Below are 14,794 nucleotides of genomic sequence, written 5' to 3'. Positions count from 1 at the left end.
CTTATTGCTTCGAATTTAGCTCTAAAGTACTTGAAGTAGTTTCTTTACCGTAATCTTGAAAAATTCCACAAGAATTTTCTTTCTTAATTAAAGAAGGTGCTTCTTTTCTTTTTGCTAATGCTTCAATTTCTGGAGATAAATACGTCATAACCCTGAAAGTTTATTAAATTATATTTTTCTAACGTACACAGTGTTACATTGTTGTGTATGATAGGGTAAAATTAGTTAAAATATAACTTTGAAACGACGTATTGTTATTTATTTAAGAATCTCTTCACTTAAAATTAACAATTCTAAAAATACATACACATTGTAAGGCGTTAAAGCACCATTATTATCAATTATTTTATATCCTTTTCATTTTCTGTTTTTTATATCAAAAAAAGCTACCTATCTTTGCATAAGCATTGAGAGTTATAAAACAGCTCATTATCTGCGCGTTGTTGCAACTTCTTTATAGATTATTAGGCAAATCATATTTACCAATCGTTCATTTTGAATTTCAATAACTCCACGACGGCTTATCACAAGCAAGTCTTATATTAATTTAAACTTATAATTTTAATGGCGAGAGCACAAGAAACCTTTGGTAAAAAAGAACGAGAGAAGAAGCGTTTAAAAAAACGTGAAGAAAAGGCTAAGAAAAAAGAGCAACGTAAAGCAAGCGGAGAGCAAGATAGCATGTTTGTTTACGTGGATGAGAACGGGCATTTAGTAGATACGCCACCGGATCCATCAAAGAAAGTTAAAGTAGACGCTGAGAGTATTGTTCTAGGTATACCTAAGAAGGAAGAAAGTGACGAAGAAATAGATCCAGTACGTAAAGGTCGTGTTGAATTTTTCAACGATTCTAAAGGATACGGATTTATTAAAGATTCAGAAACTCAAGAGAAATTCTTTGTACACGTTCAAGGGTGTCTTGAAGAGATCAAAGAGAACAACATGGTTCAATTTGAACTTGAGCGAGGCATGAAAGGAATGAATGCTGTAAGAGTCAAGAAAGTATAAACAGACTATAAAAAATCATATAAAAAAAGGGTGTTCATTTGAACACCCTTTTTTTATTTCTCTTTGTCAAGTACTGCCAGAGCTAATCGTATTTTGAAATAATCTATTTGTTCTTCAAAATGATCAAAATAAGGCTTTAACGCAGCAGGTTCTTCTAGTATTATTTTCGCCTTTTTTACAGCTTCAACTTCATTCTTACTTACAAAATCAAAAATATTGATAGGTTTGCCCTCTCCGTATAGCTTCGCGATATGTGAATATATGGTAGGCGATTTTAAATTTCGTTTTTCAGAAATTTCATCAATTGTTAATCCCTGTTGGTATAGCTCATAAGTTACTTTATGGGTGTCCGATTTTTTAGCTTTCTTCTCCTTGTTAAAAGCGATGATTTCTTTGATAAAGAGGTCCCCATATACTTCTAATTTTCGCTGCCCAACACCACTTATTTCTAGAAATTCATCATCGGATAGTGGTCTAGCTTGTTCTATAGCTTGTAAGGTAGCGTCGCTAAACACCAAATAAGCGGGGATATCTTCTTCTAAAGCAATTTTATGTCTTAGGAGGCGCAAACGCTCAAATAAATCGCCCGTTTTTTTCTTTTTAACAGATTTCTCCTTTGGATTACCAATTTTCTCCAGCGCTTCAATTGGTTTTGTCAAAGAAACTTTAGCGGCTTTGAAAAGCACGTTTTTAGAAAAATCGGTGAGTTGTAAAGCATTGTGATTTTGAAAGGCAATTTCTGCATAACCTTGGTTAATAAGTTGAATGATATAATGCTGCCAATCTTTCCAGGAAGTATCATGTCCTATTCCATAAGTTTTAACTCCCTCTAGACCTTTTTCAATAATTGTAGCGTTCTTAGCGCCTCGGAGCACATCAATAATAACACCAGTCGCTTCAGATTCTTTTACCCTAGCAATGGTAGATAATATTTTTTGGGCAATTATAGTGCCATCAAATACTTGCGGCGGACTTTTGCAAACATCGCAATTGCCGCAGTTTTCGGCGAGTAGTTCCCCAAAATAACTCAGAAGAATTTTTCGTCGGCATGTGGTTGCTTCCGCAAATTGCTTCATGCGCTCTAATTTTGCAATTTGAACTTCTTGGTTAGAAGCCCCTTCTGTAAATCTCCTTAATTGTATTACATCAGCGTAACTATGAAAGAGCAGTGCGCTTGCCGCCATCCCATCACGGCCACCACGGCCAATTTCTTGGTAATAACCTTCAATGTTTTTAGGCATGTTATAGTGAATAACCCAACGTACATTAGATTTATCTATTCCCATTCCAAAAGCAACAGTAGCACAGACAATTTTGGTTTTATCAAATATAAAATCTTCTTGAACTTTTGTACGTTCATCAAAAGTAAGTCCGGCATGGTAGGCATCAGCTTTTAAGCCTTTTGCCTTTAATTTACTCACCAATTGTTCTGTAGTTTTTCTACTCAGGCAATAAATGATTCCAGAAGAATTTGGTCTTTTTCCAATAAAACTAAGAATTTGCTCTACCCGACTATCGGCCGGTCTAACTGTTAGACTTATATTTTTACGATCAAAAGAAGTAATAAATTGTTCTGCATGTGGAATCGCTAATTGCGTCACAATATCTAAACGTGTAGCTTTATCTGCAGTTGCGGTTAACGCTACAATAGGGGTATTAGGCATTTTCTTTTTCAAAAAGCCTAGCTGTTGATACGAGGGTCTAAAATCATGTCCCCAAGAAGAAATACAATGGGCCTCATCTATAGCAATACAACTTATATAGGTTTCGTTCAAAATATTATCTAAAGCAGGCATACTCTCAGGAGCTACATAAATTAGATTTAATTCTGACTTTACAATCTTATCTATAATTTCTTGTTGCTCTTCACTAGATTGACTACTGTTAAAATAAGCTGCTGCAATCCCATTGGCGTTACAACCATCTACTTGATCTTTCATTAAAGCGATTAATGGAGAAACCACTAAAGTAGTTTTTGGGAATAGTAAAGAAGGCAGTTGAAAGCAAATAGATTTTCCGCCACCTGTAGGCATGATTACTAAAGCATCTTGTTTATTTAGTACTGCAGATATGATGGCTTCTTGCTGTGGCCTGAAACTATCGTAACCAAAGTATTTTTTTAAATTAGGAAGTAGTTGTGCTTTGTATTCAATAATTGACATAAAATAAAAATCTATTTGGTAAAATTACGTGATTTATAAGATTGATGAAATTTAAGAGGCGAATTTTAAGCGATAAATTGCCAGGCAATAAATCTGCTTTTTTTATTTCCTTGCTCCATTTCTACCGTTTTATAATGCGCATTTGCTTTATGTAATTGCTTATGTATTTTCGGTAAATTTTCACTCTTAGAAACTAAGCAAGTAAACCAACCTACTTGTTTTTTAAATAGCAGGCTTTGCTTGATCATTCTTTTAATAAATAATGCTTCACCACCATTACACCAAAGTTCATTTGCTTGTCCACCAAAATTTAATTTAAAGTCCGCATGGGTATGTAGATTCTTGAGTTTTCTTCGTGTTCCCGCATACGCTTCTTTTTCAGAAGCATGGAAAGGAGGATTACAGATGGTAAAATCAAAATAGTCTCCTTCCTTTATAATTCCGTTAAAAATATCGGCATTAGATTCTTGTGCTCTTATTTGAATATGGTCTTTAAATTCTGCTGCATTTTGTTGTGCAGCGCTAATGGCTGTAAGGTCTATATCACTCCCTATCATATGCCACCCATAAATTTGTGTGGCAAGAATTGGGTAAATACAATTTGCTCCAGTACCGATATCTAAACCTTTCACTTTTTTTATAGTAGGATCAGAAGAAAGTAAATCAGCTATATGATGTATATAATCTGCCCGCCCTGGTATTGGCGGGCATAGGTATCCTTTAGGAAGGCTCCAAGAATGTACCTTGTAATGATGTTTTAGGAGGGCTTTATTGAGGGCCAATACAGCATCCGGATTTGAAAAATCGATACTTTCTACATTAAATTTATTTAGAATAATAAATTCAGCTAGAGGTTCAAAACTGTTTTTTAAGGTCTGAAAATCGTATGGAGCGTGGTGTAAATTTTTTGGATGCAAATTATATTTTTATCTTGCAAAGATAGGTATGTTAAGTTGCTTGGCAATAGCAAAGCAGAATACCATACCTTTGCAAAAATAAACAAGTTTTCCCATGAGTTCTTTTGAAGATTTCAATTTAAAAAAACAATTAAATTACGCAATTGAAGATTTAAAATTTTCAACACCAACACCTATACAAGAAGCGGCTTTTTCTGTGGTTATGTCAGGGAAAGATATTGTTGGAATTGCACAAACAGGTACTGGGAAAACAATGGCTTACATGCTGCCAATATTACAAGAATTAGGTTTTTCTAAGCAAGTATATCCTAGAGTTTTAGTATTAGTTCCAACAAGAGAATTAGTATTACAAGTGGTGGAGAATATTGAAAGCTTTGCTAAATATATCAATGTCCGTGTTTTAGGTGTGTATGGTGGTGTTAATATTAATACGCAAAAACAACAATGCGTTCAAGGAACAGATATTTTGGTGGCAACACCAGGAAGATTGTATGATCTGGCCCTTTCTAAAGCTGTAAAATTAAAAGAAGTAAAAAAATTAGTAATTGATGAAGTAGATGTGATGTTGGATTTAGGATTCCGATTCCAACTGATAAATATCTTTGATTTACTACCAGCAAGAAGACAAAATATTATGTTTTCTGCGACGATGACGAGTGATGTAGATGCACTTATCGATGATTTTTTCGTTGCGCCAGAAAAAGTTTCTATTGCAGTGAGTGGTACTCCGTTAGAGAATATTGCACAGGTATGCTACGCGGTTCCTAATTTTTATACCAAAGTAAATTTATTGATTCGCTTATTAAAAGATAAGGATACCTTCAAAAAAGTATTAGTTTTTGTTGGTAATAAGCGTTTTGCAGACAAGGTTTTTGAAGAAATGGAGGAGGCTTTTGGAAGCGAATCTTGTGTAATTCACTCCAATAAGTCTCAAAACTATAGAATGCGCTCCATTCGTCAGTTTGATGAAGGTCAGAATCGTATTCTGGTAACTACCGATGTTATGGCACGTGGTTTAGATTTAGATAAAATTACGCACGTAATCAACTTTGATACGCCAAATTACCCTGAAAACTACATGCATAGAATTGGTAGAACGGGTAGGGCAGAGCACCAAGGTAATTCTGTTTTATTTTATACAGAAAAAGAAGAGCCTTCTAAAGATGATATTGAAACTTTAATGGATTATAAAATTCCGTTGCTGGCAATTCCTGAAAATGTAGAAATCTCAGAAGAACTCATAGCGGAGGAGCGCCCTAGAATTATTGAGACAGATAATCCCAACCAAACGACACTAGCTTCTCAGGGTAGCTTTCATGAAAAGAAAGAGAAGAATAAAAAAACAAATCAAGGAGGTTCTTACCAGCGCATTATCGCTAAAAAATATAAGAAGCCTAAAACTAAGGGAGATAAGAACTATAATAAGAGAAATAAGAAGAAGTAAGAATATAATCCCTATATTTAGCTCCAACCAATCTTATTATACTTAATGAAATCATTCACAATAGCAGATATTAATGCTGTTATCAACGGAGTTATTTTAGGGAATACTTCAAATGAAATTACTGCTCCCGAGCAATTAGAAAAAGCAACAAAACATAACATCAGTTTTATCGGAAATCGAAAATACGCTAAGCTTTGGCCTTTGTCAAAGGCTTCTGTTGCGGTTATCGATGAAAAAATAGAACTCCAGCCTGGAGACAATAGAGCACTTATAAAAGTAAAGTGTGCTGATCTGGCCATGGCTCAAATTCTGGAATTTTTCAATCCAGGAAACCCAATACTCGAAGAAGAAATTCACCCTAGTGCCGTGGTACATGCTACAGCTATCCTTGGAAAAAATGTGCAAATAGGGGCTAATGTTTATATCGGAAAAAATGTAAGTATTGGTGATGGTACGGTTATTTACCCGAATGTAACGGTCATGGATGATAGTGTTATAGGAATGGCATGCGTTATTTGGTCTGGTACGGTAATTAGAGAGCGTACGCAAATAGGCCACCAATGTATTTTCCATACGAATGTAAGCATTGGAGCAGACGGTTTTGGTTTTAGACCTAGTCCGGATGGTAGAGGACTGGTTAAAATTCCTCAGATAGGAAATGTGGTAATTGGTAATGGCGTAGAAATAGGTGCTAACTCTTGTGTAGACCGTGGAAAATTCAGTTCTACCATCATTGGTGATGGTACTAAAATTGATAATCTCGTACAAATAGGACACAACTCTGTCTTAGGGCGTTCTTGTATTATGGCGGGTCATAGTGGTTTAGCCGGTTCTGTTACTTTAGGTGATGGTGTCATTATTGGAGGTAGTGCTTCTATAAAAGACCATACTACCTTGCATTCTGGTGTAACGGTAGGAGCTGGGTCTGGAGTTATGGGTGATGTTCAAGCCGGAAAAACGGTACTAGGATATCCTGCTTGTGATTCACGTGATATGCTCAAACAATGGGTAGCATTACGTAAATTAGGGAAAGGCGCTTAATTTTGTAAAACTTTCATCTAGTTAAGCTTACTTTTAATCAAAAAACTCAATTGTTTTTCAGCAATAATTTGTAAAGCCCTCTTAAAGGCTTTAATTTTGTGCTCCCCCTAGAAAAGGATATTTATGACGGAGACAGCAACAGGATTGCAAGAAAAAAAATCAGATAAAGAACTGTATAGCTACCAGCAGGGAGCGATCAACAAAATCTTTGAAAAATTTGATACCGCGGCAGATAATTATCACTTGCTGTATCAATTGCCTACAGGTGGAGGGAAAACCGTTATTTTCTCCGAAATGGTTCGGCAGTATTTGAAAAACCATAAGAAGAAGGTATTAGTGATGACGCACCGTGTAGAGCTGTGTAATCAAACATCTACTATGCTTACTAATTTTGGTGTACCTAATAAAGTGGTAAATAGTAAGGCTAACTTAGACGATCAAGATCAATATATTTGCTTTGTAGCAATGGTAGAGACCTTAAACAATCGTTTAAATGATGGTAAATTAGATATTTCGGATATTGGTTTAGTTATTATTGATGAAGCGCATTACAATTCATTCACCAAGTTATTTAAATTTTTCGAAAATTCTTTTGTTCTAGGAGTAACGGCAACCCCGTTAAGTTCTAGTAAAGAACTTCCGATGAAAGATAATTATGATGAGTTGATCACAGGGGAGTCAATTCAATCTTTAATTGAGAATGAATTTTTAGCACGTGCTGAAGTATATCAGTATGATATGGGGTTAACCTCTCTTGAGGTGGGTTCAAATGGAGATTATACGGTTAAATCATCGGAAGATCTCTATACCAGTCCTGCAATGTTGGATAAAACTTTGCAAGCGTATTTAAAACATTCTAAAGGGAAAAAAGCACTAATCTTTAATAATGGTATTAATACGTCTATTCAGATTTATTATACCTTTAAAGCAGCGGGTTTACCTGTAATGCATTTAGATAATACGGCGACAAAAAAACAGCGTAAGCAAATTTTAAAATGGTTTAAAGAAACTCCAGATGCTATTCTTTCTTCTGTAAGTATTTTAACCACGGGTTTTGATGAACCTACGATAGATACTATTATTCTAAATAGAGCAACAAAATCTCTTACGTTGTACTACCAGATGATTGGTCGTGGATCACGTATCCTTAATAACAAATCTTCTTTTAAAGTAATAGATTTAGGGAATAACTACCATAGATTTGGTCCTTGGGGAGCAGATTTAGATTGGCAAATGATTTTCAAGTCTCCTAATTTCTACATGGAGCGTCTTCAGAATGATGAAGATATAGAAAGTAACTTTAGGCATGAGATGGCCGAAGAAATTCGGGCACAATTCGCAAAGTCAGAAGAAGTATATTTTGATATTAAAGAAGTATATACGGATGCTACCTATAAAGGAGAATCTTCTAAAGTGGTACTCGAGCGCTCTATAGAACAGCATGGTAGAATTTGCATAGAAAATAGCGAAGATGTCTATGATGCCTTAGGTTTAGCTAAATTGCTAGATGAGGATATTGATTATAGAATTCAGAGTTATGCAAAATGTATAAGCCGTAGTACCTTTAATTTCCTGAAATGGTTGAAGGATGATTATAAGCTTAAACTAAATTCGTACTTACGTCAAAATTTTGATGAAGTTTTTGAGGAGATCAACGGATTTCCACCAGAAGAATAGAAAAAATATAAACATAAAAAAAGCACTAGTTATATCTTATAACTAGTGCTTTTTTGCATTAACAGGTATTCGTATTCTATTGAAATAATTCTAATTTTACTTGATCGTAATAACTATCACTAATCGGAATTAAGGTCTCATTTATAAAAAGATCTCTTCCTTTCAAAGAAGTTACCTTGGTTTTATTGATTATATATGATCGGTGAACGCGCATAAAATGCGACGTTGGAATTTGTTTTTGCAAGGCTTTTAAAGATTGCAAACTCATTATTTTTTTACTTTCCGTGTAAAAGGTAACGTACTCACTATCACTTTTTATATACAAGATATCTGCATACTTTAACTTATAAAGATCATAGCCAGATTTTACGGTAATACTGTCTTCAATGCTTGCAACGGGTGTAGTTTTACTTTTTACTTTATTAACGGCGGTTAAAAAACGATTAAAAGTGATAGGTTTTAAAAGATAATCTACCACATTTAGTTCATACCCCTCTAAAGCATATTCCGTATAAGCCGTGGTGAAAATAATATTAGTATCTACACCAATAATTTTGGCAAAATCGGTTCCATTTATAGCGGGCATTTGTATGTCTAAAAAAATTAGATCTATAGAAGAATTCTTTATTAATGGTAAGGCTTCCAGAGCGTTTTCATATTCACCGATTAGCTCTAAATTTGGGGTATCTGAAATGTACTTTATGATTAAAGCTCTGGCTAATTCTTCATCATCTATGACGAGACATTTAATTTTACTCATTATAAATTTAATTTTAAACTTACTTTAAAACGCTCTGGTAGATTTTCAATGGTAAGTTCGTGTTTATTAGGATACAAAATAGCTAATCTTTTTTTAACATTCTCTAGACCTATACCGCCAACTTTATCTTTGTTTTCTACAAGTTCAGATTTACTATTTTCAACCTCAAAATAAATTTCATCGATTTTACTGATTACTTTTATATTTAAAAAAGTACCCGTAACTTTTTCTATATTACTGTGTTTAAACGCATTCTCTACAAAAGGAATTACAAGCATGGGGGCAATCAAAATTCCTTTAGAACCTATTTCATAGGTAGTGGTAATTGGGTATTTCTTACTGCTCTTTGTTGTAAATAATTTAATATAGTTTTCTATGTATGATATTTCTTTTGTTAAAGGTACAAAAGCCTGTTCGCAATCATAAAGTACATAGCGTAACATATTGGCTAAATAGCTAATAGATTCTTGTGTTTTTGTAGCACTTATAGCCGATAACGCATAAATATTATTCAAAGTATTGAATAAAAAATGAGGATTGATCTGAGACTTAAGTAGTTTAAGCTCTGTTGCTAATCGTTCATTATTGTTTTTTATAGTTTCTTCTTCTTTTTTTTGGGCATAAAAAAGGGTCTCTAAAAAGGTGCCTAATACAGCAGAAACGGCCAAGAGTAAAAAGTGAATTAAAAATTTTGAAGGAGCGCCACCTCTAGGCACTCGATTAATTAAATTTTCTGCTCCTGGCATTCGTGGTGGCATGCGCGGTGGCGGCAATGAAAAAAGCGAAGAACTTATATAGCTCCCTAAAACTATTGCAGCAAGCCCAAAGAGCATGAATAACAAGTATTTCTTTTTGAACAATAATTTTGGGGCTGCAAAATAGATTAGGCCCGCTAATAAGAGGATTTGAAAGATTAAAGAAAGTAGGTTTTCTCTAAAAAAACCGAAATCAAAACTTTGGGTAATCCACAGTACTAACCATATAATTATCCATAATAAGGACTGGAATATAAATCTTTTTGTTGCTTTCATACCGCAAATAAAAGTAAAATAAATTTAGAGGATTATGGTTTTTGAGGGCGATTACTTTCTGTAAATATTCATTTACTGATTAGGAATGGTGTTTAACAGATTATTACGCTTTGTTAGTTGATTCATGAAATTTCACATGCTTCTTTTTCTGAAATTTGAAATAGATATTAATGCAATAAAAATTAAAAACATGAAAAATAAAGTAATTCAATTAGGTGTAATGGGGGTATTCTTATTAATGTTTTCTTGTGGTAATGCACAAGAGAAGGAAAAAGGAAAAAAGCCGCCCACTTTTTCAGAGCTTCTTGAAAAAATGGATAAGAATGAGGATGGTAAGCTTTCTAAAGATGAAATAAAAGGACCTCTTAAAGATAATTTTGATGCGGTAGATACAGATGAAGATGGTTTCATTACGGAGGAAGAAATGAAAAATGCTCCAAGACCAGAACGTCCTAAGCGAAACTAAACCCAACTAGTACTAATTTTAAAACAATACCATGAGAAAAAAGAATTTAATATTTACGTATGCACCTGCAGTTACAGGAGTTTTAAGCTTATTATTTGCGTTTACGGCCTGTAGTAGCGATAGTTCAAGTGATGATGATGCGTCTGAAGAAATAGAGGAAGAAACAGTAACAGAATTACACGCTGCTTACGCAGCCTTTAATAGTGAAGCAACAACTATTTATTTAGACGGCTCAAATGTAGTTATAGAAACTACAGGATTACCAGATCATGAAACCGTATATTGGGGAGAGGGTAACGATCTTTATTTAGATGAACCAGATGTTCAGGTTACGCCAAGTATTATGTCTAGTAATAATAATGCAACTACGATCACTGTTGATGCAACACCAGATTTATCAGGAAGTACTGTAGATACAGAATTAAATACTATTGGCATTGCAGTGAGCGGTGCTTCTATATTTAACGATCAAGAAGGAGCAGGTGCTTTAGATCAGGCGGCAGGTAGTCTAGATTGGACGGGAGCACATATTGGACCTGGAGTGTATCATTATCATTTAGAGCCTAAAGCATTTACAAATGATGATTCTAATTTAGTCGGTGTGCTTTTAGACGGTGTTTTTCTTTATGGAAGACAGTGTGATGCTACAGGGACTTATCCAACAGATTTAGATGCCTCTGGTGGGCATACCAGTACAACACAATATACAGATGGGGCAGAAGAATATCATTATCATATTATCAACGAACTATATTCTAACACCGGATCTTATATAGCTTTTGCAGGTCCTTACCAAGGATATTAATAGCGTTTAAACCATCTATTATGAAATTATTTTTTTCACTATTCTTTCTCCTTTTTATAGTGCAATGTAAAGAGAGTCCTTCGGAAGATAATGCACGTGCTGTGGTAAACAACACCAATGAAATGGAAACCCCGAAGGTGGTAAATAATTTAACAGTGTTAAATAAAAACTTGATTCTAGATCAATTAAAAGGAGTTTGGTTTTATAATCAGAATCCGTTTAATGGATACGCTGTTAAATATTACTCTGATGGAACCTTAAAGGAAAAAATCGGATTTATTAACGGTAAAAGAGAAGGAGTAGCGAAAAGATGGTCTGAAAATGGAGTACTGCGTTGGCAAGTAAATTATGAGAAAAATAAATTAGTAGGCACCTATAAAACCTGGTGGGAGAATGGTGCACTAGCTGAGAAATCTACTTATAAAAATGGTGTTTTAGAAGGAGAGCAGCAGTATTGGTATGATAGCGGTCAATTAGCGAAATTGCGTCAATTAGTAAAAGGGAAAGAAAATGGCATGCAACAGGCATGGTTAAAAAACGGCACCTTATACGTGAATTATGAGGCAAAAAACGGACGTGTTTTTGGCTTAAAGCGTGCTAACTTATGTTATCAATTAGAAGATGAAGTGGTGGTAAGAAATGATGTTGTAAAAAGATAAATCTATGATAAAATATATAGTTGTTTTATTTCTAGCAATAGGTCTAAGTTGTAAAGAGACTAACAAGAAAGAGGATGTTGTTGTCGTGGAGACCAGTAGGGTAGAAAGCTTGCCTTTTTATAAGGAAGCTTCTTTTACACCCCATTGGATTACACCAAATACGCCGGAGGAAAAAGCATTTCATAAAATTCCAGATTTTAAACTTGTTAATCAATTAGGAGATACGCTTACCCAACAAAATTTTGATAATAAAATTTATATTACGGACTTTTTCTTTACGAGTTGTCCGGGTATTTGTCCGCAAATGACCAATAGTATGGTAGCACTTCAAGAAAAATTTAAGAATGATCCTAACATTTTGTTTTTATCACACTCTGTAACGCCTACCATAGATACGGTAGAGGAGTTGGCAAAGTATGCCAAAAGGTTTGGAGTTATATCTAACAAATGGCATTTAGTAACTGGAGACAAAACGGAGATTTACAATTTGGGGAGAAATGAATATTTTGTAGAAAATGATTTGGGAATCCCAAAAGATATTAATGATTTTTTACACTCTGAGAATTTTTTATTGATTGATAAAAATAAACATATCAGAGGTATTTACAACGGACTCAACCGGGCGTCTATGGCACAATTAGTTGTAGATGTACAAGCATTAGAAAAAGAAGGATAAGCGTTTGCGGTACCCGCTTAAAATTCGAAAATTAGAGATTTATTTAGTAAATGGATGAGAAATTTATTTTTTTCATCCATTTTATTGCTTTAAAAGGGCTTAAAACGTTAAGTTTTTATAAAAAATGCTAATATTTTCTTTGAACCATTTTACAAGCCATAAGTTTGCACTTAATTAAAGTTGAAATTTACAAATATCACAAAACTATGAGTAAAGTTAAGGAGAATGATACGGTTCAAGTACATTATACTGGAAAACTAAACAACGGAGAAATATTTGATAGCTCTTTAGAAAGAGAACCAATAAAAGTAACACTAGGTCAGCAAAGTTTGATTCCTGGTTTTGAAAATGGTTTAATTGATATGGCAGTTAATGAAAAGAAAACTATCGTTATTCCTTCATCGGAAGCATATGGCGAGGTAAATAAAGAATTATTTCAAAGTGTTCCTAGAGCAGATTTACCAGAAGATATCAAACCAGAGATTGGTATGGGGCTTATGGCTAAGAATGCAGACGGTACAGAGCGTCAATTGCGCGTTGTAGATGTAAAAGAAGATGCAATCATCATTGATGCAAACCACCCTTTAGCAGGACAAGAGCTTACTTTTGAGCTAGAAGTTGTTGCTATTGGATAATTTTTTTGAAACAAAAAATCCATTGAAGAACTTTGGTCGTATATGAGTATACAAAACAGAAAGTTCTTGCGGAAATGTTTTTATTATAGAAACCGACACTATTAAGGTGTCGGTTTTTTTATTGAAAATTTTTAAATGAAGTTGATGGTAATATAAGTACTAAAAAAACAATTAAAAAATCAGGATATTCTACCCGTCAGTTGTTATAGTAGTATATAATCACAAAAGTTTAATTAAAAAATCTAGTACAATGAAGTTAAAACTAGTCTTTACATCAATATTATCAATGGTCTTTTTGTTATTTGGTTGCTCAGATAATAATGATACCGCTAATGGTAGTACAGGTACACTTTCCATACAGCTTACAGATGCTCCGTTCCTTTATGATATGGTTGCTGAGGCAAATGTGACTATTTTTAAAATAGACGCTCGTTACAAAGGTGCTGTTGAAACAGATTCGGTATCAGCAGATGGTAATTCATTCATAACACTATCTGAAGAAGAAGTGCCAATAAACCTTCTGGAGCTTACAAATGGAATTACAGAGAATTTAGTTAATTTAGAGGTTCCTGCAGGTACTTATGATTTGGTTAGAGTATATGTAAAAGGAGTTAATGTAATTTTAAATGATGGTACAGTCTATGATTTAAACGTGCCTAGTGGAGAACAAACAGGGATTAAAGTTTTTATACAACCGGGGCTTGTAGTTCAAGGCGGACTTTCTTCTGATTTACTTTTAGATTTTGACGTGAGTAAATCTTTTGTAGCTAAAGGAGGTAGAAATAATTTGTCAGGTTTTAATTTTAAACCAGTAATTAAAGCTTCTAATTTAGCTACAGCGGGTACCTTAAAAGGTTTCGTAACAACCACCGAAGATAATATTTCTGTAGGTTTAGAGGGAGCTCAAGTTTCTGTAATTGTAGCAGATACTATTAATACAACTACATTTTCAGACATTGATGGTAGTTTTGTTATTATGGGCTTACAAGAAGGTTTTTATGATTTGTTGGTAGCGTTAGAGGGCTATACATCAGAACGTAAGGAAGGTATCGCTATAGTAGCCTCAAATAATACGACTCAAGACATAGTTTTATCCCTAGAAGAATAGTTTTTTAAGAAAAATAATAATTCAAAAAGACCAGTCATGTGACTGGTCTTTTTTTGGTTTAGTTTGGAATTCTTTGAGTATAGAATTACAATTTTTAAATATTAAATATAATTGCGGGATAATAGTAATTAAGCGGCTATTGAAATGACTACTAATAGCACTAAGAATAAGAGTATAGATTTTCTCATAGGGTTGTGTTTATGGGTTTATACTGCTAATATTGGCATTTATTTAAGAAACCAGAATTTAATTAGTTCCACCGTCAAATTTTTCGATAAACCGTTGGTTACAAGAGAATCAAACTATTTTAAGTCTATGAAAATTAATTATGAAAATTATCAGCATAATAAATAGGCATAAAACCAATTAATTAATGTAGTTTCGCGCCTGATTTTGAAAAAGTTA

General features: G+C 33.9%; 15 protein-coding genes. 10 read left to right on the top strand and 5 right to left on the bottom strand.

Annotated features, from left to right (window positions below):
* Position 1: 1 nt before the first annotated feature.
* Positions 2–148, bottom strand: a complete 147-nt coding sequence (locus M666_RS20580; protein WP_173399768.1) for a hypothetical protein — start codon at positions 146–148, stop codon at positions 2–4.
* A 416-nt stretch (positions 149–564) separates the two neighbouring features.
* Between M666_RS20580 and M666_RS16925 the strand changes: the two genes are divergently transcribed.
* The gene (locus M666_RS16925) at positions 565–1,008 is read left to right on the top strand and encodes a cold-shock protein (protein WP_024481182.1); all 444 of its coding nucleotides are present in this window, start codon (positions 565–567) and stop codon (positions 1,006–1,008) included.
* Between the two features lie 53 nt (positions 1,009–1,061).
* Here the strand turns inward: M666_RS16925 and recQ are convergent, their stop codons facing one another.
* The gene (gene recQ / locus M666_RS16920) at positions 1,062–3,170 is read right to left on the bottom strand and encodes a DNA helicase RecQ (RefSeq protein WP_029445222.1); all 2,109 of its coding nucleotides are present in this window, start codon (positions 3,168–3,170) and stop codon (positions 1,062–1,064) included.
* Between the two features lie 65 nt (positions 3,171–3,235).
* Positions 3,236–4,087: a 23S rRNA (adenine(1618)-N(6))-methyltransferase RlmF gene (gene rlmF, locus M666_RS16915; RefSeq protein ID WP_029445223.1), complete on the bottom strand. Its 852-nt coding sequence runs from the start codon at positions 4,085–4,087 to the stop codon at positions 3,236–3,238.
* 94 nt (positions 4,088–4,181) lie between these two features.
* On the opposite strand from rlmF, the gene M666_RS16910 reads away from it, so the two are divergent.
* From M666_RS16910 to M666_RS16900, 3 genes are all read left to right on the top strand, one after another.
* Positions 4,182–5,531 carry a DEAD/DEAH box helicase gene (locus tag M666_RS16910; RefSeq protein WP_029445224.1) on the top strand — a complete coding sequence of 450 codons (1,350 nt, stop codon included), beginning with the start codon at positions 4,182–4,184 and terminating at the stop codon, positions 5,529–5,531.
* Between the two features lie 45 nt (positions 5,532–5,576).
* Positions 5,577–6,572 (top strand): UDP-3-O-(3-hydroxymyristoyl)glucosamine N-acyltransferase, encoded by a 996-nt coding sequence (lpxD, locus tag M666_RS16905; protein ID WP_025615476.1) that lies wholly within the window; start codon positions 5,577–5,579, stop codon positions 6,570–6,572.
* Between the two features lie 123 nt (positions 6,573–6,695).
* Complete coding sequence (locus tag M666_RS16900) at positions 6,696–8,249, top strand: DEAD/DEAH box helicase (RefSeq protein WP_029445225.1); 1,554 nt, start codon at positions 6,696–6,698, stop codon at positions 8,247–8,249.
* 76 nt (positions 8,250–8,325) lie between these two features.
* Here the strand turns inward: M666_RS16900 and M666_RS16895 are convergent, their stop codons facing one another.
* Both M666_RS16895 and M666_RS16890 read right to left on the bottom strand, forming a co-directional pair.
* Positions 8,326–9,009: a LytR/AlgR family response regulator transcription factor gene (locus tag M666_RS16895; RefSeq protein ID WP_029445226.1), complete on the bottom strand. Its 684-nt coding sequence runs from the start codon at positions 9,007–9,009 to the stop codon at positions 8,326–8,328.
* Positions 9,009–10,040: a sensor histidine kinase gene (locus tag M666_RS16890; protein WP_029445227.1), complete on the bottom strand. Its 1,032-nt coding sequence runs from the start codon at positions 10,038–10,040 to the stop codon at positions 9,009–9,011. The genes M666_RS16895 and M666_RS16890 overlap by 1 nt, the downstream gene beginning before the upstream one ends.
* 190 nt (positions 10,041–10,230) lie before the next feature.
* On the opposite strand from M666_RS16890, the gene M666_RS16885 reads away from it, so the two are divergent.
* The 6 genes from M666_RS16885 (at position 10,231) to M666_RS16860 (ending at position 14,389) form a co-directional block, all read left to right on the top strand.
* Positions 10,231–10,506, top strand: a complete 276-nt coding sequence (locus M666_RS16885) for a CREC-EF hand family protein (RefSeq protein WP_029445228.1) — start codon at positions 10,231–10,233, stop codon at positions 10,504–10,506.
* A gap of 31 nt (positions 10,507–10,537) precedes the next feature.
* Complete coding sequence (locus M666_RS16880; protein WP_029445229.1) at positions 10,538–11,311, top strand: YHYH protein; 774 nt, start codon at positions 10,538–10,540, stop codon at positions 11,309–11,311.
* A gap of 20 nt (positions 11,312–11,331) precedes the next feature.
* Positions 11,332–11,970 carry a toxin-antitoxin system YwqK family antitoxin gene (locus M666_RS16875; RefSeq protein ID WP_029445230.1) on the top strand — a complete coding sequence of 213 codons (639 nt, stop codon included), beginning with the start codon at positions 11,332–11,334 and terminating at the stop codon, positions 11,968–11,970.
* 4 nt (positions 11,971–11,974) lie between these two features.
* On the top strand, positions 11,975–12,646 hold the full coding sequence (locus M666_RS16870; protein ID WP_029445231.1) for an SCO family protein: 672 nt from the start codon (positions 11,975–11,977) through the stop codon (positions 12,644–12,646).
* Positions 12,647–12,852: 206 nt separating this feature from the next.
* Positions 12,853–13,281: an FKBP-type peptidyl-prolyl cis-trans isomerase gene (locus M666_RS16865; protein WP_024481170.1), complete on the top strand. Its 429-nt coding sequence runs from the start codon at positions 12,853–12,855 to the stop codon at positions 13,279–13,281.
* Positions 13,282–13,531: 250 nt separating this feature from the next.
* A complete protein-coding gene (locus tag M666_RS16860; RefSeq protein WP_029445232.1) occupies positions 13,532–14,389 on the top strand; it encodes a DUF4382 domain-containing protein in 858 nt (285 codons plus the stop codon).
* The last annotated feature ends 405 nt before the right edge of the window (positions 14,390–14,794 follow it).

Origin of the sequence: Cellulophaga baltica 18 (assembly GCF_000468615.2) — a bacterium.
Taxonomy (GTDB): Bacteria; Bacteroidota; Bacteroidia; order Flavobacteriales; family Flavobacteriaceae; genus Cellulophaga; species Cellulophaga baltica.
Note: the sequence above shows the minus strand (reverse complement) of the source record. Positions and strands in the feature narration are given on the sequence as shown.